Source organism: Priestia sp. MDV22-iso46, assembly GCF_058629175.1.
Genome location: NZ_JBZVWT010000001.1, coordinates 2,069,345 through 2,090,247, shown reverse-complemented (window position 1 = coordinate 2,090,247; position 20,903 = coordinate 2,069,345). Strand labels below are relative to the sequence as shown.

At 39.3% G+C, this 20,903-nt stretch carries 23 protein-coding genes, 1 pseudogene and 1 riboswitch; of the genes and pseudogenes, 17 read left to right on the top strand and 7 right to left on the bottom strand.

Annotated features, from left to right (window positions below; all coding sequences use genetic code 11):
- The first annotated feature begins 163 nt into the window (after positions 1–163).
- The 3 genes from AC4NPH_RS10615 to AC4NPH_RS10605 all read left to right on the top strand — a co-directional run bounded on the left by AC4NPH_RS10615 (position 164) and on the right by AC4NPH_RS10605 (position 3,244).
- Complete coding sequence (locus AC4NPH_RS10615) at positions 164–1,108, top strand: ABC transporter substrate-binding protein (protein ID WP_013055582.1); 945 nt, start codon at positions 164–166, stop codon at positions 1,106–1,108.
- A gap of 79 nt (positions 1,109–1,187) precedes the next feature.
- Complete coding sequence (locus AC4NPH_RS10610; RefSeq protein WP_013055583.1) at positions 1,188–2,222, top strand: FecCD family ABC transporter permease; 1,035 nt, start codon at positions 1,188–1,190, stop codon at positions 2,220–2,222.
- A 5-nt stretch (positions 2,223–2,227) separates the two neighbouring features.
- Positions 2,228–3,244: a FecCD family ABC transporter permease gene (locus tag AC4NPH_RS10605; protein WP_013055584.1), complete on the top strand. Its 1,017-nt coding sequence runs from the start codon at positions 2,228–2,230 to the stop codon at positions 3,242–3,244.
- Between the two features lie 176 nt (positions 3,245–3,420).
- Here the strand turns inward: AC4NPH_RS10605 and AC4NPH_RS10600 are convergent, their stop codons facing one another.
- Entirely contained in the window at positions 3,421–4,422 is a 1,002-nt protein-coding gene (locus tag AC4NPH_RS10600) for a DUF3231 family protein (protein WP_097813360.1), read from the bottom strand.
- Between the two features lie 249 nt (positions 4,423–4,671).
- Here AC4NPH_RS10600 and nei point away from each other — a divergent pair, with 249 nt between their 5' ends.
- The 12 genes and pseudogenes from nei to AC4NPH_RS10540 all read left to right on the top strand — a co-directional run bounded on the left by nei (position 4,672) and on the right by AC4NPH_RS10540 (position 15,204).
- On the top strand, positions 4,672–5,490 hold the full coding sequence (gene nei, locus AC4NPH_RS10595) for an endonuclease VIII (RefSeq protein WP_013055586.1): 819 nt from the start codon (positions 4,672–4,674) through the stop codon (positions 5,488–5,490).
- A gap of 104 nt (positions 5,491–5,594) precedes the next feature.
- On the top strand, positions 5,595–5,972 hold the full coding sequence (locus AC4NPH_RS10590; protein ID WP_013055587.1) for an FAS1-like dehydratase domain-containing protein: 378 nt from the start codon (positions 5,595–5,597) through the stop codon (positions 5,970–5,972).
- Positions 5,973–6,250: 278 nt separating this feature from the next.
- Positions 6,251–6,652: pseudogene (locus AC4NPH_RS10585) on the top strand (N-acetylmuramic acid 6-phosphate etherase); the annotation flags it as partial.
- A 12-nt stretch (positions 6,653–6,664) separates the two neighbouring features.
- Complete coding sequence (locus tag AC4NPH_RS10580) at positions 6,665–7,519, top strand: MurR/RpiR family transcriptional regulator (protein WP_029324857.1); 855 nt, start codon at positions 6,665–6,667, stop codon at positions 7,517–7,519.
- An 89-nt stretch (positions 7,520–7,608) separates the two neighbouring features.
- Positions 7,609–8,970 (top strand): PTS transporter subunit EIIC, encoded by a 1,362-nt coding sequence (locus tag AC4NPH_RS10575; RefSeq protein ID WP_429582366.1) that lies wholly within the window; start codon positions 7,609–7,611, stop codon positions 8,968–8,970.
- Positions 8,967–9,977 carry a MupG family TIM beta-alpha barrel fold protein gene (locus AC4NPH_RS10570; protein ID WP_491938715.1) on the top strand — a complete coding sequence of 337 codons (1,011 nt, stop codon included), beginning with the start codon at positions 8,967–8,969 and terminating at the stop codon, positions 9,975–9,977. The genes AC4NPH_RS10575 and AC4NPH_RS10570 overlap by 4 nt, the downstream gene beginning before the upstream one ends.
- A gap of 219 nt (positions 9,978–10,196) precedes the next feature.
- Positions 10,197–10,299: riboswitch (TPP riboswitch) on the top strand.
- 114 nt (positions 10,300–10,413) lie between these two features.
- Complete coding sequence (locus tag AC4NPH_RS10565) at positions 10,414–11,691, top strand: acetylornithine deacetylase (RefSeq protein ID WP_097813358.1); 1,278 nt, start codon at positions 10,414–10,416, stop codon at positions 11,689–11,691.
- A 5-nt stretch (positions 11,692–11,696) separates the two neighbouring features.
- A complete protein-coding gene (gene tenA, locus AC4NPH_RS10560) occupies positions 11,697–12,368 on the top strand; it encodes a thiaminase II (protein WP_013055593.1) in 672 nt (223 codons plus the stop codon).
- Complete coding sequence (locus AC4NPH_RS10555; RefSeq protein WP_013055594.1) at positions 12,361–13,125, top strand: ABC transporter ATP-binding protein; 765 nt, start codon at positions 12,361–12,363, stop codon at positions 13,123–13,125. The genes tenA and AC4NPH_RS10555 overlap by 8 nt, the downstream gene beginning before the upstream one ends.
- Complete coding sequence (locus AC4NPH_RS10550; protein ID WP_013055595.1) at positions 13,122–13,865, top strand: ABC transporter permease; 744 nt, start codon at positions 13,122–13,124, stop codon at positions 13,863–13,865. The genes AC4NPH_RS10555 and AC4NPH_RS10550 overlap by 4 nt, the downstream gene beginning before the upstream one ends.
- The gene (locus AC4NPH_RS10545; RefSeq protein WP_013055596.1) at positions 13,862–14,872 is read left to right on the top strand and encodes an ABC transporter substrate-binding protein; all 1,011 of its coding nucleotides are present in this window, start codon (positions 13,862–13,864) and stop codon (positions 14,870–14,872) included. The genes AC4NPH_RS10550 and AC4NPH_RS10545 overlap by 4 nt, the downstream gene beginning before the upstream one ends.
- An 86-nt stretch (positions 14,873–14,958) precedes the next feature.
- Positions 14,959–15,204 (top strand): ferredoxin, encoded by a 246-nt coding sequence (locus AC4NPH_RS10540; protein ID WP_097813357.1) that lies wholly within the window; start codon positions 14,959–14,961, stop codon positions 15,202–15,204.
- A 123-nt stretch (positions 15,205–15,327) separates the two neighbouring features.
- On the opposite strand, the gene hxlB is transcribed toward AC4NPH_RS10540, so the two are convergent.
- The 3 genes from hxlB to hxlR all read right to left on the bottom strand — a co-directional run bounded on the left by hxlB (position 15,328) and on the right by hxlR (position 17,159).
- On the bottom strand, positions 15,328–15,885 hold the full coding sequence (gene hxlB, locus AC4NPH_RS10535) for a 6-phospho-3-hexuloisomerase (protein WP_013055598.1): 558 nt from the start codon (positions 15,883–15,885) through the stop codon (positions 15,328–15,330).
- Between the two features lie 10 nt (positions 15,886–15,895).
- A complete protein-coding gene (hxlA, locus tag AC4NPH_RS10530; RefSeq protein ID WP_013055599.1) occupies positions 15,896–16,525 on the bottom strand; it encodes a 3-hexulose-6-phosphate synthase in 630 nt (209 codons plus the stop codon).
- Between the two features lie 268 nt (positions 16,526–16,793).
- Complete coding sequence (hxlR, locus tag AC4NPH_RS10525; protein WP_013055600.1) at positions 16,794–17,159, bottom strand: transcriptional activator HxlR; 366 nt, start codon at positions 17,157–17,159, stop codon at positions 16,794–16,796.
- Positions 17,160–17,415: 256 nt separating this feature from the next.
- Here hxlR and AC4NPH_RS10520 point away from each other — a divergent pair, with 256 nt between their 5' ends.
- Entirely contained in the window at positions 17,416–17,997 is a 582-nt protein-coding gene (locus AC4NPH_RS10520; RefSeq protein ID WP_013055601.1) for a hypothetical protein, read from the top strand.
- Positions 17,998–18,013: 16 nt separating this feature from the next.
- Positions 18,014–18,337, top strand: coding sequence for a DUF3243 domain-containing protein (locus AC4NPH_RS10515; protein WP_013055602.1), 324 nt, complete (start codon positions 18,014–18,016; stop codon positions 18,335–18,337).
- A 43-nt stretch (positions 18,338–18,380) separates the two neighbouring features.
- Here the strand turns inward: AC4NPH_RS10515 and AC4NPH_RS10510 are convergent, their stop codons facing one another.
- From AC4NPH_RS10510 to AC4NPH_RS10500, 3 genes are read right to left on the bottom strand one after another with little or no spacing between them, the layout of a single operon-like run.
- Positions 18,381–18,566, bottom strand: a complete 186-nt coding sequence (locus AC4NPH_RS10510) for a FeoB-associated Cys-rich membrane protein (RefSeq protein WP_013055603.1) — start codon at positions 18,564–18,566, stop codon at positions 18,381–18,383.
- A gap of 15 nt (positions 18,567–18,581) precedes the next feature.
- Entirely contained in the window at positions 18,582–20,552 is a 1,971-nt protein-coding gene (gene feoB / locus AC4NPH_RS10505; protein WP_029324862.1) for a ferrous iron transport protein B, read from the bottom strand.
- On the bottom strand, positions 20,549–20,779 hold the full coding sequence (locus tag AC4NPH_RS10500) for a FeoA family protein (protein ID WP_013055605.1): 231 nt from the start codon (positions 20,777–20,779) through the stop codon (positions 20,549–20,551). The genes feoB and AC4NPH_RS10500 overlap by 4 nt, the downstream gene beginning before the upstream one ends.
- Between the last annotated feature and the right edge of the window lie 124 nt (positions 20,780–20,903).

Sequence of the window (20,903 nt, the reverse complement as noted above, 5' to 3'; positions counted from 1 at the left end):
TGTAGCTATGTCTCAATCTCTTTTTTTGTAGAATAGATATAATTTTTTTAATTAAAAAATAACGAATCAGCTTGTTTAAATAGATAAAACTGATATAATGATAACGATTATCAGTTTCAAGAGTCGATTATCTACATAAAGATACAAGCAGGAGGAATGACATTTGAATAAGAAAAAAATAGGACTGCTGGCTTTTATTACAATGCTGGCAATCGGAATGCTTATCGGCTGCAGCAGCACGAATAAGGAAAATTCAGCTGATGAAAAAAGTGAAAAAACAAGAGTGGTCAAGCATGAGCTTGGAGAGACAAAGGTAAAAGAGAATCCAAAGCGAGTAGTCGTATTAGAGTTAGGCTTTATTGATGCATTGTTAGATGCTGGTATCAAACCTGTAGGAGTAGCTGATGATGATAAAGCAGAACAGCTTATTGATAAAGATGTACTAAAAGAAATCAAAGGATACAAATCAGTTGGCACGCGAGCGCAGCCAAGCTTGGAATCGATTAAACTGCTGAAGCCCGATTTGATTATCGCCGATTCAGAACGTCATAAAAATGTATACAAAGAATTATCGAAAATTGCGCCAACGATTGAGTTAAAAAACTTAAATGCTAATTACGATGATTTACTAAATACAGAGTTAAAAGTAGGAGAAGCGGTTGGCAAGAAAGCAAAAGTTGAAAAAGTGGTAGAAGAGCATAAGCAAAAAATGAAGGATTTAAAAGCAAAAGCACCAAAAAATCCGGGCAATGTACTTGTTATCGCTGATGCAAATGGTAATATTAATGCTAGAACTTCAAATTTCTTTACAACGGGTGTTCTTGAGCAATTAGGCTTCAAAAATGCATTAACAGATCCTACAAAAGAGTACAGTGTAAAAATGACAATGGAACAGCTCGTAAAAGCAGATCCGGACAAACTCATTGTTATGCGAAATGAAAAAGGTCATACGCCTTTAGCAAAACAGCCATTATGGAAAGAGCTAAAAGCGGTTAAAAATAATCAAGTGTATGAAGTTGATGTATTTAAATGGTCTCTTCGCCGAAGTGTACAAGGTGCAAATGGTATTGCAGATGAAGCAGAAAAGTTATTATTTGAAGGCAAATAATAACGAAGAAAAGAACAATCCAGCGGGATTGTTCTTTTCTTTTTATTGAACTTTCAAATGAAAGGAGGCGCAGTCTACTATGAAAGCTGTTCACGGCTTATCCAAAAGAAACAAATCTCCGCTTCGTATAATAGCTATTTTTCTTGCGGTTATTATTCTTTTACTGATTTCAATGTTTTTATCTATTTCCATCGGTTCTATACATATTTCTTTTGGAACGATTAAGCAAGCTATACTAAATTTTGACGGATCAAAAGAACAGTCTATTATTCAAAGTGTCCGTCTGCCTCGCTTACTGGTAACCACATTTGTTGGCGCTAATTTGGCTGTCGCTGGAGCGTTGATGCAAGCATTAACTAGAAATCCATTAGCTTCTCCTGGTATTTTTGGTATTAATGCCGGCGCATCAGCGGCAATGGTATTTTTAACGGTTTTAGTGCCTAGTGTAAGCATGATTGGCGGGGTATTCGGTGCATTTTTAGGAGGCGCATTTGCTGCTGTTATTGTTTATGTCATGAGTTCGTTGATTAAAGGAGGCGACAGTGATGTAAAGCTTGCTTTAACAGGTGTTGCTATACAAGGTATGCTTATGTCTCTCACGCAAACACTGCTGATTTTTAATGAAAGCAAAACAGAAGGCGTTATGTTCTGGCTCACCGGTTCAGTTATTGGGCGAGATTGGGGACATGTTCATGTATTGGTTCCTTTTAGCATCGCGGGCCTGCTTATTGCGTTTGGTCTGGGAAGAGCGTCTTCTTTATTGTCTTTAGGAGATGACGTAGCTAGAGGACTCGGGCAGCGAGTCTTTGCCATTAGAGCGTTCACTGCAGTTGTTGTGATTGTATTAGCAGGTGTTTCGGTGGCAATTGCGGGTCCCATTGGCTTTGTAGGGCTTGTTGTTCCTCATATGGTACGCTATTTAATAGGTGTAGATTACCGGGTCGTTTTGCCAATGAGCGCGCTGCTTGGTGCATCTTTATTGCTATTAGCAGACGTATTATCACGATTTATTACATACCCGTATGAGACTCCTGTAGGTGCAGTAACAGCATTGCTCGGAACGCCGTACTTTATTTACTTAGCGAGACGCAAAAAAACAGAAAGGAAGGCATGAGTTATATGCAGACTGTCAATAAAACAAAAAAGCAGCCATCTCGATTCAAGTCTGTCGGCCTGTTTATCATTCTTTCTGTCTTAATTATAGCGCTGAGTGTCATAAGCCTTAGCTTAGGAGACATTAACATACCTCCTCTAGACATTATTACGTCTTTTATTGGTATTGGCGATCCTGACTTGACGTCCATTTTAGTAGAATTTCGTCTACCTCGTATTTTGCTGGCTATTTTAACAGGAGTCGGCCTAGCTGTGTCCGGAGTCGTCGTACAGTCCATTATGAGAAATCCGCTCGCTAGTCCAGATACATTAGGTCTATCAAGCGGATCAGGATTAGCAGCTGTTGCAGTCACTATTTTACTGCCTTTAGCAAGCCCATCTGTTTTATCCGCCGCTGCGTTTGCAGGAGGATCGCTTGTCTTTGTCATCGTCTATTTGCTTGCTTATAAAAAAGGAGTAGAACCTATTCGATTTGCATTAATAGGTGTAGCAGTCAGCGCTTTTTGTTCATCCGGTATTCACTTGTTAATTTCAAAAGCAAATCCAAACGTAAATGCGGCACTGATTTGGCTGAGCGGCAGCTTATGGGGAAGGACATGGGATCAATTAATTGGTTTACTTCCCTGGGTCGTTATATTAGTACCGCTGATTTGGCTGTTAGCTGCCCGATTAGATTTAATTCATTTAGGTGATGAAGTGGCTCGAGGACTAGGGGCTAGAGTAGAGTTAATTCGTTTAGTATTGCTAGCAAGCGCGGTGGCAATGACGGCTGCGGTTGTATCGGTTGTTGGCACCATTGGCTTTGTAGGGCTTATTATTCCTCATGTGGCCAAACGGTTAGTGGGACCGAGACACAAAAAATTGATTCCTATAGCTGCTTTGCTTGGCGCTTTGTTTGTACTAGGAGCAGATTTAATTGGGAGAGGAATTGCTCCTCCGATTGAAATTCCGGCCGGATTAATCATTGGCATTATCGGCGCTCCGTATTTTCTTTATTTACTGTGGAGAGAATCTAAAAAATGAGGCTGTGACAAAAGTAGTGTAGTTAAAGTTAAACACGAACTATCCATCAAAAATGGATGAATAGTTCGTGTTGTTTTGTAATCATGGTGAACGTAGGTTTCACAAGCAGTCCAACTCATATATTCCTATTGCTCGTTTTTAGATTGGGTTCATTTCGTTATGTCCCAATCTCATTTTTATTCCAAATGAATTTTTGGGAATGGAATATGAGGAGGCTCTTCTAGCCATCCTTGTTCAATACTTATTCTTGATACTTCTTTGGCGTATTCCAAAATTTCATTCGTGAAGTTTGTATAGTTTAAAGCGAGATCTAAACGCGGGCTCGTTGACATCGCAAGCCCGTATCCACGTACATTTTCAGTAATCATCGCGGCTAGGTGAAACATCATGAGTTTTTCTGAAAATGGAGGAACGGAAGACTTTTCTACTCCGTAATCCCACTTCATTGTGACCGGTATGTTTTCTACCATTAGCGGTTGTAACAGGGATTCAATGTGCTGCTGTACCTGCTCTCTACCTTTTAACAAAAAAGCTTGAATTTCCTGAGAAGGAGCTGTTTGAGCAAACCCTAAAATTAAATCCTTTGCAATTAAGTTCGTCTGTATGCTTGACACGATATGAGAAATTTCAATGACGGTTAACGGCCGCTTTTCATCAAAATAGCTTCCCAAGAAGAGTTCTTTATCGTTCATATCAGACGCATCTGCAATAGGAATAGGAGGAAGCTCTATAAAAATTTGTTTTTCTAACAGCAAATCTGTAATCGTTTGGTTAAGCTTTTCTGCTTTTAATAGCAAGCTGCGAAAAAAAGATCGTACATCATTTCTTGCGGCAACATCGACACCCGTAGTTGCTGATAGCAGAAGGACATTTGAAATATGCTTCAAATAAAGCAAATAAAAAGAATCCGAAAATAATTTTGGAGCTTCAACATCAAGGTCTTCTTCGCCGAAACCGAGCGGGATTGGCATATTTTCTTTTAAAAAGATAGCAGTGAGCGCATCACTGTTTTTTGTTGTGATGTGCAGTGTACCTTGAATCGCTTTTTGAATATCTAAATCGTCTACATGCCACAGAAAATGTTTAAGCATACAAGAAATTGCTTTATCGTTCATATATTGCTTCCAAATAACAGCCATCTCGGCGGCTGATAGTGGAGAAAATGATTGATTGTTCATAATAAACTCCTCATATATAGATAATTAACAAGTTTCTAAAAGGTTATCAACTAGTATAAGTCAAAGGAAGTAAGATAAGCACTATAGAAAGTAAAAAAAGGTATCAACATTTTACTATAAGAGTAACCGTCATGCATAATTTAAAGGTTCTTTTAGGAAAAAAAGAGTTCAACCGCTTCTTTCTTGCAAAGCAGAAATAAAACCGGAATAATAAATGAAGAAAGTCAGGCAAGAAAGGAGTTTCATTATATGCCAGAAGGTCCAGAAATTAGACGAGCAGCTGATGAAGTGGAAAAAGCGATTATCAGTCTTCCCGTTAGAGAGATATGGTTTGCTTTTCCATCTTTACAGCATTATGAAGAAGTATTAACGGGTGCTCGTATTAAAAGGGTAGATACAAAAGGGAAGGCTATGCTTATTCGTTTTGACAACGGCTATACCATTTATTCACATAATCAGCTTTATGGAAAATGGTATGTACGTTCGTCTTACAATTATCCATCTACAAACAGACAGCTGCGTCTTGCTATTCATAATGAAAAGAAATCAGCGCTGCTCTATAGCGCTTCTGATATTGAAGTATTACGTGATGAAGAAGTTTCTGCTCATCCTTTTGTATCAAGAGTAGGTCCGGATACTTTAAGTGAAGAAGTAACGGCAGATGAGCTTTTAGATCGCTTTTACTCTAAGCCATTTTACCGCAGAAAATGGGCGTCGCTGCTGCTAGACCAAAGCTTTATAGCGGGGATTGGAAATTATTTGCGCAGTGAAATCCTATTTGTAGCGGGAATTAATCCTGCTGCTCGTCCAGTAGACTGCACGGAAGAACAGCTTAAAAAGGCAGCTGAAGCAACCATTTCTCTTGTAAAACAGTCCTATGAAACAGGTGGCATTACAAATGATGTAAAGCTTGCTGAAACGTTAAAAAAGAAAGGCCAAAAGCGCTCTCAATACCGCCACTGGGTTTTTAACCGTGAAGGAGAAGCTTGCCGAATTGACGGCACGCCTATCTTAAAAGTGCAAGCTGCTTCTAGAAGGCTTTATTACTGTCCTACTTGTCAAAAATAGCAGGATATATTTATTCTGCTATTTTTTTGATGTGTAAATGAATGACTGTTCATTTTTGTGATATAGTTAAAAAGTAAAGTCATAATCTTAAGGGGAGGGATAAGATGGAATGTAAAGCAGGAGATACATTTACGTGGCAAAGAACGTTTCAAGAGGAAGAAATCATGCAGTTTGCGGAGATGACTGGAGACCGGGGCAAACATCATATAGAACGTGACGAAAAAGGGCGGCTAATGGTGCATGGACTTATGACTGCTAGTATTGGGACAAAAATAGGAGGAGACTTAAACTACATTGCAAGAGAAATGGTGAGTGAATTTCTTCGTCCAGTTTTTGCGGGAGATACAGTTACCTGTGAATGCATATTAACTGAAGTAGAAAAAGCAGATGGTTTTCAAAAAGTGAAAATCAAATCAGTGTATCGAAATCAACAAGGTAAAGAAGTACTGATAGGAACAAGTAATGGAATTATTAGAGATTAAAATGAAAACGCTAACAAGAAATAAGTTATGAATGTTGTTAGAAAAGTCACGGGTTCGTGACTTTTTTATGTTGTTTTTTAAAACGAAATTTTAAAAAGAAAGAAAATTATCGAAATTATATTTTAAAGAGATTATAATAACCATAACTTTACTACAAGATTAAAAAGGAGCTAAAAAGATGAATGAACAGCTTACATTGTTAACCACAGAGTCTCAAAAAGAGTAGGCAATGAAGGTAGATGCGACTAGTAAAAAAGAAATTTTAAACGTAATGAATAAATGGTAATTCTCTTATTGGAAAAGAAGCGGACCATAGTATTGAGGTAGTAGTAGGTCCGGAAGTGCTAACAGGTTCCACAAGGTTAAAAGCAGCAAGCGCTCATAAAATGATTCTCAACATGATTTCTACAGCGGCTATGATTAAAGTAGGAAAAGCGTATGAAAACTTAATGATAGATGTTCATGTGAGTAATGAAAAGCTTAAAGAACGAGCGATAGGTATTATTTGTAAAATTACAGGTGTTTCTTATGAACAAGCAAATCAAACGCTTGAAGAAGCAAATAATGAGGTGAAAACAGCAGTGGTTATGATCAAAACAAATGAAAATTACGACACCGCGAAAATGTTACTGAATGATGCGGGCGGTTATGTGAGAAAAGCGATTGAACATTACGTATAAAGGAGAGAAACGATGTCAACAGGTGGATTAACAATGATTAAAAACACGGTGGCAAAGCTTCCTGATTCGGAGAGGAAAATTGCTGAATATATTTTAAATAATCCGCATACTGTGGTAAACAGTACGGCTGGGGAATTAGGTAGACTAGCGAATGCTAGCAGTGCTGCTGTTATTCGTTTGTGTAAATCTATCGGGGTTAGCGGGTTTCAAGAATTAAAGGTAAGAGTAGCCGGAGATTTAGCTAGAGATACGGAGCAAGGATACCGCGATATTGAAACAAATGAAACGATTCAATCTATTGTCAAAAAAACGGCAAGCAACAGCATTCAAAGTCTAAGTGATACGGCCGAGCTTGTGAATTATAAAGAAGCAGAGCGGGCTGTTTTGGCACTGATTGAAGCCAAAAATATTCATTTTTTTGGAATCGGTGCTTCACATATTATTGCTATAGATGCGCAGCAAAAATTTCTTCGAATTAATAAAAATGCTACGGCTTTTGCAGATAGCCATCTAGCAGCTACACTCATCGCAAATGCAAGTAAAGACGATGTAGTTGTGGGTATTTCTTTTTCAGGGGAGACTCCTGAAGTAAGCAACGTCTTATCTTTAGCTAAAAATCGCGGAGTAAAGACGATTAGCTTAACCAAGTATGGACAGTCTACCGTTTCGTCTTTAGCTGATATTTGTTTGTATACGTCTTGTTCTCAAGAAGCGCCGTTTCGAAGCGCGGCTACATCGTCTCGTTTAGCCCAGCTTTATGTGATTGATGTGTTATTTTTAAGTATTGCAGCGCAGCAGTATGACCAGACGATTGAGTATATTGATAAAACAAGAGATGCCATTCAGTTTTTGAAAACTAAGAAATAAAAAAAGAAAGCGATTACAAAAAGGGGATTTTGTGGTCTGTTTCCTCAGTACCGTATCCATCTAAGAGGAAAATACAAAGGGGGATTAACATGTCTTTAGATAATCATCAATTAGCAAAGGTTATTTTGGAGATGCTTGGGGGAGCATCGAATATTGAAGCGTATACGCATTGTATGACTCGGCTGCGGGTGACTGTAAAAGATGATTCAATTGTAAAAAAAGCAGATATACGAAAGCTTGAAGGCGTGCTCGGATTAGTTGAAGAAGAAACGCTGCAAATCATTATTGGTCCTGGAAAAGTAAACAAAGTAACAGAGGAATTTGGAAAGTTAATTGATGAATCCGGCGGTATTAATTTAGAAAATCGTGCGGCTCAGCGGAAATCGGAGCTGAAAGAAAAAAATGCAACTCCGTTTAAGCTCTTGCTTCGCCGAATTGCGAGTATTTTTATTCCGTTAATACCTGCTCTTGTAGCATCCGGACTTATCACCGGAGTGACAAAAGCAGCTGTTCAAGCGAAGTGGCTTCCGGCAGATTCACAGATTGCTATTCTTTTAACCGTTATCGGGAGCGGTTTATTTGCCTATCTTGGTATTTTAGTAGGTATTAATGCCGCAAAAGAATTTGGTGGTTCGCCGGCTCTAGGAGGCTTAGCAGGCATTTTAGTCATTAATCCTGCCGTAGCTGATATTAAACTTTTTGGTGAAGCTCTTTTGCCGGGGCGTGGCGGCTTAATAGGCGTGTTGCTTGCAGCAATCTTTATGGCCGTGGTAGAAAAACGAGTACGTAAATTTGTCCCTCAGTCACTGGATATTATTATTACACCAACCGTTACGGTGTTAATTACAGGCATTATTACGTATGTAGTATTCATGCCAATCGGAGGCTTAATTTCAGATGGAATCACAAAAGGTCTTTTAGGAGTTCTAGAGGTTGGAGGAGTTGTAGCAGGCTTTGTTTTAGGAGCAACGTTTTTGCCGCTCGTTATTACAGGACTGCATCAAGGTCTTACTCCTGTTCATTTAGAGCTTATTAATTCAATTGGAGATGATCCGCTTCTTCCTATACTAGCAATGGGCGGAGCCGGTCAGGTAGGTGCAGCTTTTGCTATTTATATCAAAACAAAGAAAAAACGTTTAAAGCGAGCAATTGGAGGGGCACTTCCTTCAGGTCTGCTGGGAATCGGAGAGCCGCTTATTTTTGGAGTCACGCTTCCTTTAGGGCGCCCATTTTTAACCGCTTGTCTTGGAGCCGGAATCGGAGGAGCGTTTCAGGCGCACTTCCATATTGCAACTGTAGCAGTGGGGGTATCCGGTTTGCCGCTTACGTTTTTAGTTCATGTGCATCAAATTCTTCTTTATTTACTTGGATTAGTTATTGCTTATGCAGCAGGGTTTATTTGTACCTATTTCTTTGGATTTAACGATGAAATGGCGAGGGAGTTTGAATGATCGGTATTTCGTTTTATTTAAATGATAGTGATGCCAAAAAAAGATTAATAGAAGCGAGTGAATGCGGAGTTACACGCGCATTCACTTCGCTTCACATTCCAGAAGAAAAAGGAGATTTGGCTGAACGGGCAAAAGAATTGCTTCATGTGGCTAGAGATTGTGGAATAAGCGTGTATGCAGACGTATCCAAGCATACGCCGGTTCATTTAGATATTGAAAGCCTTATGACGCTATCTTCACTTGGCGTATCGGGTATTAGACTAGACGATGGCTTTAGTGTAAAAGAAACTCTTTCGCTTGCGAATGAATTTTATATTGCTGTTAATGCAAGTACGTTATCCAAACAAGAAATAGAATCGCTGTTATCTGCAGGCCTTCATCATCATCAGCTGCTTGCATGGCATAATTTTTATCCGCGGCCTGAAACAGGACTTGAAGAAACGTTTTTTCACCAGCAGACAGATTTATTTAATGAACTTCGTATCCCAGTCTGCGCTTATATTCCTGGAGAAGGTGAAAAAAGAGGCCCTGTTTATCAAGGTCTTCCTACTAGAGAAAAAGACCGTAATAGATGTCCTTTTACCTCTGCAGTAGATTTATACGGATGCGGAGTAACGGAGGTTTATATTGGAGATCCATACGCCGGTTCAAGTTTATTAAAGCGTTTAGTTCGATATCAAGAAAACCGCATTATTCCGCTGCGCATTCGTTCACTTCATATAGAGGGAACGTACAGCGTGCGTCCGGATGTATCAAGAGACGTTCTGCGGTTGGTTGATACTCGATCTGTAAAACCAGTGCCGCCATTTCGTACAGTAGAACGCAGAATCGGAGCAATTACAATGGACAATGATGGCTACGGACGCTACAGAGGAGAGGTTCAAATAGCTAAAACGAATTTGCCTGCAAGTGCTAATGTTAACGTGATTGGGTATGTGATAGAGGAAGATCATGAGCTACTTTCATTAGTGAGACCGGGGCGAAAACTTGAGCTTGTCACTGTCTAAATGGAAAAATCGTGTATTTTTAAAAAAGCCGATAGCTAACTAGTAAGCTTATAAAAGTAAAGAGCACACACTGCTTAAAAAAGGTGTGTGCTTTTTATTTTACTAAAAAGGAAACTATTTTCATTGCTGAATCATGAACCTTTCTATTGAATAAACCGCTTTACTATGATAAAACTATTAAAGGTAAACATATGATAATAGTTTAATTTCATAGAGATACAACACCACTAGGGGTGCTTTCGAAGCTGAGAGAGACGAGAAGTCTTAACCCTTATAACCTGAACTAGGTAATACTAGCGTAGGAAAGAGGTATTGTAATGGATGTTTTGTATGGGATTTCCTTACGAACTCGTTATAATAATTTTGTGTATATAAACAAAAACACTTCTTTCCTGCGAAAGAAGTGTTTTTTTATGCATAAAGGAAGGTGTCATACATGGAAGAAACAATTGATTTGCTTGTCAAACAGGTAGAGGAGCGCAAAGGGGAGCTAATCCAGTTATTAACAACGCTTGTTTCATATAAAACGCCGGCGCCTCCTGCACGAAATTCTCATGAAGCGCAGCTATACGTAGCGGATTTCCTTAAAAACTGCGGTTTTTCCATCGATATGTGGGACTTATATTCCAACGATCCCATCGTAGTAGGTACGTTAAAAGGACAAAAATCAGCTGACTATCAAAGCTTGATTATTAACGGGCATATGGATGTTGCTGAGGTACAAGAAAATGAAAAGTGGGAGACAAATCCGTTTGAAGCTGTGGTAAAAGACAATATGATAATCGGACGCGGAGTTGCTGATATGAAAGGCGGCTTGGCAGGAGCATTATTTGCAGTGCAGCTTTTAACGGAAGCAGAAATTGAACTGCCGGGAGACTTGATTTTTGAATCCGTTGTAGGAGAAGAAGTGGGAGAAGCAGGTACGCTGCAATGCTGTCAGAAAGGATATACAGCTGACTTTGCGCTTGTAGCCGATACGAGTGATTTACATATTCAAGGTCAAGGCGGAGTAATCACAGGATGGATTACGATAAAAAGCAGCAAAACCTATCATGACGGTACACGCCGAAGCATGATTCATGCTGGAGGAGGGCTGTTAGCTGCGAGCGCTATCGAAAAGATGGCAAAAGTGATCGGAGGGCTACAAGAATTGGAGCGCCACTGGGCTGTTACAAAGAGCTATCCAGGATTTTTGCCAGGAACAAACACGATTAACCCAGCAGTAATCGAAGGCGGAAGGCATGCTGCGTTTATTGCAGATGAATGCAGGCTGTGGATCACCGTTCACTATTATCCTAATGAATCATACGACCAAGTATCAAAAGAAGTGGAAGAATACATTTTAGCTATTGCAAAAGCAGATCCATGGTTAAAAGATAATCTGCCAACCTTTGAATGGGGAGGCACATCAATGATTGAAGACAGAGGAGAAATCTTTCCGTCATTAGAAATTGATGAAGGTCATGCAGGAGTGCAGCTGCTTGCACATACTCACGAACAAATTGAAGGGAAAAAGCCTCCAATTGATGTGTCAACTAGCGTAACAGATGGCGGTTGGCTAGCTGATGCGGGTATTCCAGCAGCTATTTACGGTCCTGGGAATTTAGCAAATGCACATGCTGTGAACGAACAATTAGATATCAATCAGCTTATTCAATATACAAAAGTGATGGTGCAGTTCATTTATACGTGGCTGCATACGCATAAGGAGTGATCATCATGAAATTTAGTGAACGATTATATGAAAAGCTGCAGCCGATTTGGCGCCAAAATCATAATCATCCCTTTGTAGAGGGGATGGGAGACGGAACGCTTGAAAAGGAGAAGTTTCGCTTTTATATGATTCAAGATTATCTTTACTTAATTGATTATGCTAAATTATTTGCGATTGGAGCCATGAAAGCTACCGATGTTCAAACGATGGGGAAATTTGCTGCACTTTTAGATTCTACATTAAACGAAGAAATGAGCCTGCACCGTGAGTATGCCAAGAAATTTGAAATCAGCGAAAAAGAATTAGAAAAAGCGCAGCCATCTCCTACAACGCTTGCATACACACACTATATGCTGCACGTTGGTCAAAGCGGAACATTGGCTGAATTAGTGGCGGCTCTTTTGCCTTGTATGTGGAGCTACTGGGAAATAGGAAAAGAACTCAGTGAAAAGCCTGGAGCTAACAATGAGTTTTATCGTGAGTGGATTGAAATGTACAGCTCAGAAGAATTTGGAGAACTAGCGACGTGGTGTATCAACTTATTTGACTCACTTACTGAAGACAAATCAGAAGCGGAGTTAGAAAAGCTCGAAGAAATTTTCTTAAACACAACGCGTTTTGAGTATATGTTCTGGGATATGGCTTATAACGAAGCGATGTGGCCAATTTATGAATAAGTCTGTGTTATCTTTTCAAAACGTAAGTTTTACGTACAAAAACGGTGATCAAGCGATTTTAAAATCATTAAATTTAGACGTGAAAGAAGGCGAGTTTGTAAGTATCGTTGGAGCAAGCGGATCTGGAAAAAGTACGTTGTTTCGTCTCATTACAGGTCTTGAACAGCAGAGTGAAGGCGATATCATGATTAACGGACAGTCTTACGAAAAACGTCTTGGAAAAGTAGGCTACATGCCGCAGCAAGATTTGCTTCTTCCGTGGCGCACGATTCTAGACAATGCAGCACTGCCTCTTGAGCTTCACAATGTGTCAAAGGCAAGTGCTCATAGGCAAGTATCTCAGCTGCTCGAAGAGTTTGGGTTAAAAGGGTATGAAAACCGTTTTCCAAGTGATTTATCCGGAGGGATGAAGCAGCGTGTTTCTTTTCTGCGAACGGTATTAAGCGGTTCTAACGTGCTGCTTTTGGATGAGCCTTTCAGTGCGCTTGATGCCATTACGCGTCTATCGATGCAGGAATGGCTGCTTGAACAATGGCAAAAGCGTAAACACACCATCTTATTTATCACTCATGACGTAAACGAAGCGCTTTTTTTATCAGATCGTATTTTTATCTTTTCAGACAAGCCGGTAAGTCATCTTGAAGAGATTCAAGTGCCGCTTAGCAGACCTCGAACGCAAAAAGATTTGAATCAACAGCGTGTGCTTGACGTGAAAGATTATTTAATTGAACAGCTTAGATCGAAGGTGAACACATGAAAAAGTACGGAGCTTCAGTGATATTAGTAGTCATTTTACTGGCTGCTTGGGAAATTGGAGCACGCATTGTAAACTATCCGTTCATTTTACCAACGCCCACCGGTATTTTAACAAAGCTTTGGGATTTGCGAATGGATTTATTGTTTAAGCATTTGCCAGCTACGTTATCTATTGTCGTAATTGGGCTGCTTATATCCGTTGTGCTAGGGGTTCTGCTGGCCGTGTGGATGAATTGGAGTCCGCTTATTGAGCGTGCTTTCTATCCGCTTATTATTGCGTCGCAAATGATCCCGACCATTGCCATTGCTCCTGTATTTGTTCTCTGGTTTGGCTACTCCATTTGGAGCAAAGTGATTGTGACCGTATTAATTACTTTTTTTCCTATTACGGTTAGCACATTCGACGGGCTTCGTTCCACAAACAAAGAGTTAAAAGAACTCATGTTAACGATGGGAGCAACAAAAAAAGATATTTTCTTTAAGTTGAACATTCCTTCTGCACTGCCTCATTTTTATTCAGGGCTCAAAGTAGCGGTTACCTTTAGTATAATAGGTGCTGCCATTGGGGAATGGTTAGGTGCACAAGCAGGCTTAGGATATTTCAGTCGTCGCATGATGACACAGTTTGATGCAGCTGGTGTATTTGCACCAATTGTGATTTTATCCGCGCTTGGTATTTTATTCTTTATTATTGTAGTAGGTTTCGAAAAACGTTCATTAAAGTGGAGGAAAACAGAATGAAAAAATGGTTTGCGATTGGGTTAAGCCTGATGCTTGTTTTGATGCTCGCTGCTTGCGGCCAAGACAAGGAAAATAAAGCTGGTGACAGTAAAAAATTAAAAGACGTTACAATTATGCTTGATTGGTACCCAAATGCAGTGCACAGCTTCATTTACGCTGCACAAGAAAAAGGATATTTTAAAAAAGAAGGGCTGAATGTAAAAGTACAGTTTCCTGCTAATCCAACAGACTCGCTTAATTTAGCAGCTGCGGGGAAAGTTACGCTCGGCCTTTACTATCAGCCTGATGTAGCAATGGCACGAGCAAATGAAGATGTGCCGGTAAAGTCGGTAGGAGCGATTGTAAGGTCTCCGTTAAACCGAGTTGTGGCGCTGAAGGATAGCGGTATTACGCGTCCTAAAGATTTAGAAGGAAAAGTAGTAGGCTACAGCGGAACACCATTAAGCGAGTCTGTTCTAAAGAAAATGGTAAAAAGCGATGGAGGAGATCCTAATAAAGTAAAACTAGTAGACGTAGGATTTGAGTTGAATTCATCGCTGATTAGTAAAAAAGTAGATGCCGTAATAGGTGCGTATATTAACCACGAAGTACCATTGCTTCATAAAAAAGGATACAAAACGGTTGACATTGATCCTTCAGATTACGGTGTACCATCTTATTATGAGCTAGTGGCAGTTACTGGGGATCAAACGTGGGCAAAAGATTCTGATACGATTAAAGCGTTTTGGCGTGCTGCGACAAAAGGGTATGAGTACACAGAGAAGCATCCAAAAGACTCACTTCAAATTTTGTTAGATAACCAAGATAAGTCAAACTTTCCTCTTGAAAAAGACGTGGAAACAAAAAGTTTGAATATTTTACTTCCGAAAATGAAGTCTGAACACGGATTTGGCAGTCAAACGAAAGAATCATGGCAGTCAAATGTGGACTGGTTAAAAGAGTCGGGATTAATTAAGAAAAAGCCAAATGTAGATGAAATGTTTGAGAATATCGGAGAATCCAAGTAAATAATTTAGGACAAATTTAAAAAAACCTTCTTATACTGAACGTAACTTTCTGAACGAGAAAGTGAAAAGGTAAAGGAGGTTTTTTTATGGCTTTTACGATAGTAGATAAGGAAACATGTATTGCTTGCGGAGCATGTGGAGGAAGCGCACCAGATCTTTATGATTATGATTCAGAAGGTCTTGCTTATGCCGTGTTAGATAACAACGAAGGAACAAAAGAAGTTCCTGAACATCAGCAAGATGAGATGATGGAAGCGTGCGAAGGATGCCCCACAGAATCGATTAAAGTTGCAGAGCAGCCCTTTTATGGAGATGCACAAAAATTCGAATAGGGCTTTTGAAAAAAGTAAATAATGATAAAGTACATTTAGTTTCTATGTGAGATAAGTTAACATTTCGGCATGTTCAGTATAAGGTTTCAAAACAAAAAGGTCTTGCCTAGGCAAGACCTTTTTTTATTCTAAATTTGCATGCTTTCCGTACATTGTATGGGTATCAAGTTCTTTCTTCTCCATGAAGCGAAGAATCAGCGCATCGTAAAAGAGAAGAAGCGTTTGTTCAAACAGTGACGCCATAGGCTGCACTGTTTGATAACTGCTTTGTTCTTGATCCTTCGGAGCACCGGGCAGCTTCACGATAAAGTCAGCCAGCTTGCCAAGCGTGGAGTCGGGAGAAATTGTGACTACTCCAACTTTTCCCCCAAGTTCTTTTGCTTTTTGAGCGATAGGAATCAAGCTCTTCGTCTCGCCAGAACCTGATCCGATGATTAATAAATCATCCTGCGTGAAAGTGGACGTCACGGTTTCTCCAATGACATAAGCATCAATGCCCATATGCATCATACGCATAGCAAACGACTTGCCCATAAGGCCTGAACGGCCTGCTCCTGTGACAAACACTTTTTTAGATGAGATGATGCCATTTACAAGCTGTTCAGCTTCATCGTCAGCGATTAGAGCTGTTGTTTGTAAAAGCTCATTCATAACCGTTTTTAAATGTTCGCTCGTCTGCATAGAAAGCTCCTTAATTTGTAATAAGCTCTTTCATTTGAGAAGCAACTGATTTTTTATCGTCTTGGCTCGTGATTCCTCCGCCAACGATAACAAGATCAGGCTGTGCTTTTACTACTTCAGGTAAAGATTCTAATTTAATGCCGCCAGCAACGGCTGTTTTTGCATTTTTTACAACGCTTTTGATTGTTACTAAATCTTCAAAAGAGTTTTGGCCAACTGCTTGAAGATCGTATCCTGTGTGTACACAGATATAGTCAACGCCAAATTCGTCTAGCTCTTTTGCGCGTCCTTTAATATCTTTTACACCAATCATATCGACTAGAATTTTTTTACCTTGTTTTTTGGCTTCTTCAACTGCACCTTTGATTGACATATCTTCAGCAACACCTAAGATGGTAATGATGTCTGCCCCAGCTTGAGAAGCTTGCTGTACTTCATAGCCAGCTGCATCCATAATTTTTAGGTCAGCTAATACTTTTAAATTAGGAAATGCTTCTTTAATTTCTTTAACGGCGCGAAGCCCTTCATTGATTACAACGGGCGTACCGATTTCCACGATATCAATATGTTCTTCAACTTCTTTTACTACCTCTTTTGCTTGAGAGATATTAACAAGATCTAATGCTAATTGTAATTCCATTCTACTCCACTCCTTACAGAAATCTATAAATACCTTTTGTGCTTTTTTACATAAAAAGCAGCTGGTGTAGTTATTGTACCCGCAGTTTGAGGTTCTTAAAAGTACGCACTTTTCCCACAAATAGTGTGGGAAATGATAGTATACAGAAGTATACTAATGGACATATCAGTCTTGTAACCGCTTAATTTTCATTAAAAATACGGATGACATTGAGTAACATCATCCGCATAAAAAAATAAAAACTATGGAATAGAAGGAGTAGTTTCCATCATTTAATTAACGTTTCCGCCTTTTGTTCTTGATTGATCAGCACTGTATCCCGGTAATTTTTACCCCAATCATACATGGCTGTCAAAATGGGCATTAAACTTTCTCCTTCTTTTGTAAGTGAGTATTCGACTTTAGGTGGTACGACAGGATAAACTTTACGGTTAACAATTAGATCTTCTTCCAGTTCCCGCAGCTGGTTAACCAGCATGCGCGGCGTAATATCAGGAATAAGCGATTTTAGTTCCCCGAACCGTTTTGTTCCTTCACGTCCTAAGTGCCATAGTATCAGCATCTTCCATTTTCCACCGATAATAGCAAGCGTTAATTCTTTTTCACAGTTAAATTCCTTATTAAGCTGGCTCAATTGCTTCACCCCTATGACCAATAGTATAAAATTTAAAGTACTACTTATTATACCGGTGCTGACAATCCTTTTACAAAAATCCGGCTTGTATCTTCCCATTAAAAAGCTCAGCTTTTCTTACTATATAGTTATTCTTGACTAGTGAGGTGTAAAAGGTGGCCTTTAGTCATGTTTTTTATTTTTAAGGAATTCAATTGTTTAAATATAAAAAAAGATGGGAAATCACTCAATAACAATGCTAAAGGAGGCAGTAAAAATGGAAAGAAGCCGATCTGAATTACAAAACCCTGCTTTAAGCAACAGCGCAGGCATTAATAACGACGTAGGAATCAATAACAATCCACAGACAGCTAATAGCACTACTGCTGTTAGCGCTGGAAAAAGCTGCAGCAGCAAGCTAGTAAAAGGTGTTGTTGTTGGGGCAGTTGTGGGTGGATGTATAACATTGCTTGATAATAAAACTCGCTCATCTGTTAAAAGAAGAGCCGTTACATTAAAGGACTCTTCTGCAAACATGATTAATCAAGTAAAAGAGAACCCTCAAGAAACAAAAGAAAAAATGGTGCAACAAATGAAAAACGCATCGAATCTTTTAAAAGATGCAATTAATGATGCTAAACATTTGTACGAGCGTGTAAATGAAGATTTCTTTAAGCAAGCAGAAGATGTGAAAAGCGTTACGCATGATGCAAAATCGACGGTAGAAGATGCTAAAAGTGATTTACAGCAAATTGGTGAAAAAGTGAAAGATGCAACTTCTGAAATAAGTAAAGAAAAAATGACACCAGACGAAAAACCAGAAGCTGAGCGTGAAAGAACATACCAGTCTATTCACTAAAAAGGAGATGTTAACTGTGAGTCAAATGAATGAAGGAACTACAAAAGACATGAATAAAATTGAAGAAACGGCAGATAATTTAGGGACGGAGAAAAAAGAAGCAATTTTGCAGAACTTTGATACGTTTACTGATTATTTGAGTCAAAAAGTTCATGTCGGTAAAAAGCTCGGGTTAAGCGAGGAACAATTAACGGCCGCTACAAAAAAAGTGGCTAGCTATTTAGCCAAAAATGAGGAGCCTCGAAACCGAGAAGAAAAAGTCCTTCATGAGTTATGGAAAGTCAGCAGTGAAGAGGAAAAGGAAGTCCTTTCTCATCTCATTTTAAAACTAGTTGCGTAACATTAAAAAAGCATCCCATCTATCAGGATGCTTTTTTAATGTATTAAGATGATTGATTTTGAGCCTCTTGAATCGTTTTATCCCAGTCAATACCGCAATCATCCGTTGTACAAGAAGATTGCTGTGCGCAGCTTGCACATTTTCCCTGAGTACTCTTGCGGAAGAATTTTGTCATATGATAAAGGGCATATCCAAATATCAAAACCCCAATTAAAATGTTAATAATCAATATTATTCACTCCTTTTAAGAAAAACCAAGTACTTTTCCAATAGTGTGTACAAGCAAAGCTACGAGATAAGCGACAACCAAAGGGTAGGCCACAGCAAATGCTGTCCATTTCAATGAGCCGGTTTCTCGTCGAATAACAGCGACGGTTGCTAGACACGGAACATAAAGAAGAACAAACACCATAAACGTATAGGCTGTTAGCGGTGTAAAGAATGTCTTCATTGTGTCGCCAAGCTGTCCTTCTTGTACTTTATAAATGATGCTCATAGTTGAAACAACCACTTCTTTTGCTAGGAAGCCTGTAATCAGTGATGCTACAGCTTGCCATGTCGCAAAACCTAAAGGGATAAATAGAGGAGCGATAGCACCTCCAATAATAGCCATAAAGCTATTTTCCATATCTACTCCAAAACCGCCAGGGCCAGCGTAAGATGATAGCCAGATAAATACAGAGCCAGCTAAAATAACCGTACCTGCTTTTCGGACGAAATTTCGGCCTTTTTCCCACGTGCTTCTCCAAAGAGTCTTGGCTTGAGGTACGCGGTAAGGAGGAAGTTCGACAATAAAAGTTGATTGTTCGTCTTTAAGAAGCGTTACTGATAAAATTTTCGTTACAACAAGTGCTAAAATAATGCCAAGCAAGTACATAGAAAACACCACAGCTGCTCCGTTTTGCACAAAAAACGCACCTACAAACAAAGCGTATACAGGAAGGCGTGCTGAGCAGCTCATAAATGGATTTACTAAAATGGTCATAAGGCGCTCTTTTCGCTGTTCAATTGTACGCGCGGCCATGATCCCCGGTACGTTACATCCAAAGCTAATAATCATCGGAATAAATGCTTTTCCGTTCAAACCGAAAAATTCCATGATACGATCCATTACTACAGCAATTCGAGCCATGTATCCTGAATCTTCAAGCAGTGAAATGAAAAAGAACAGGACAAAGATTTGTGGTACAAATACTAGTACGCCGCCTACGCCTGCGATGATGCCGTCCACAATTAAATCATGAATAAATGGAGCAGCACCAGCTGCATTTAGAAGAGAATCAGCGCCTTTACTAAGCGTTCCGCCAAAAAAACCGTCCAGTTTATCAGAAAGAGGAACGCCAATCCAAGTAAACGTAATATTAAAAATCAAATACATTAAGCCAAGAAAAATAGGGAGACCAAGCCACTTATGCGTCACAATTCGATCGATTCGATCTGTGAAGGTTAGAGGTGTTTCACTGCCCTTTACGATACACTCGCTGGAAATGCGCTCGATAAATGCTGTACGCACGTCGAAGAAATGCTCGCTAAGCGGCTTGGTTAATTTTTGTGCAGCTGCTTTTCGAAGCTCAAGCAGCTCTGAGTAACTCGTTTTTTCTTTTAATGTTGATTCAATTACGCTATTTTCAGCTAAAAATTGAATGGCAATCCATCTGCTGACATCCGCTTTTGTTTGAATCATATGAATTGCGTGTTCAGCGGTTTCCCCGTAATTTAGTTGAAATAACGGGGCTTTTAAATCTTGCTTCAAAGTGGAGAGAAGCTCATTAATTCCTTTTCCATTGCGGGCAATAATTGCAGAAACCGGAATATGTAATGATTTGCTAAGCTTCTCCAAATGAAAAGTCAATCCGCGTTTTTCCGCTACATCAATCATATTTAAGCCGATTACTAATGGCTTTCCATATTCCAATGCTTGAATAGTGAGATGCATGCTTCTTTCAAACTGAGAAGCGTCTACAATATTCAGCATACTGTTAAATTCTCCGGTTAACAAAAAGTTAGTTACCACTGCTTCATCTGAAGAAAGAGGAGTAAAATCATACACACCCGGCAAATCAACCAGCTGGCTGTTTTGCTTTTTAATAGACCCAACTTTCTTTTCAACGGTTACACCGCTCCAGTTTCCTACGTATTCATAGGAATCTGTTAATATATTGAATAAAGAAGTTTTTCCTGTGTTTGGATTTCCTAAAAGTGCAATTGTACTCATGCTGTCTCAACCTCAATTTTAGCCGCATCGCGTTTTCGGATGCTAATCATTTGACCTTGACATTCAATAATACAAGGTCCTCCTAAGATGGTTTTTTGCTTCATGCATAGTTCGCAGCCTTTTTTTACTCCAAAAGAAAGAAGGCGGCGTTCTAATGATCTATCTAAAAATTCAATGTTTTTAACTTTTACTTTGTCGCCAATACTCACGGTAGTTAAATTCATCATTCAGCACTCCTGTTAATGATAATCATTTTCAATTTGTATCTATCTCGATTATACATAAGGTTCTAAAATCAATCAATGCTTCTAGAGCGTTACAATTAAAAATATATATTTATAACTATATTTT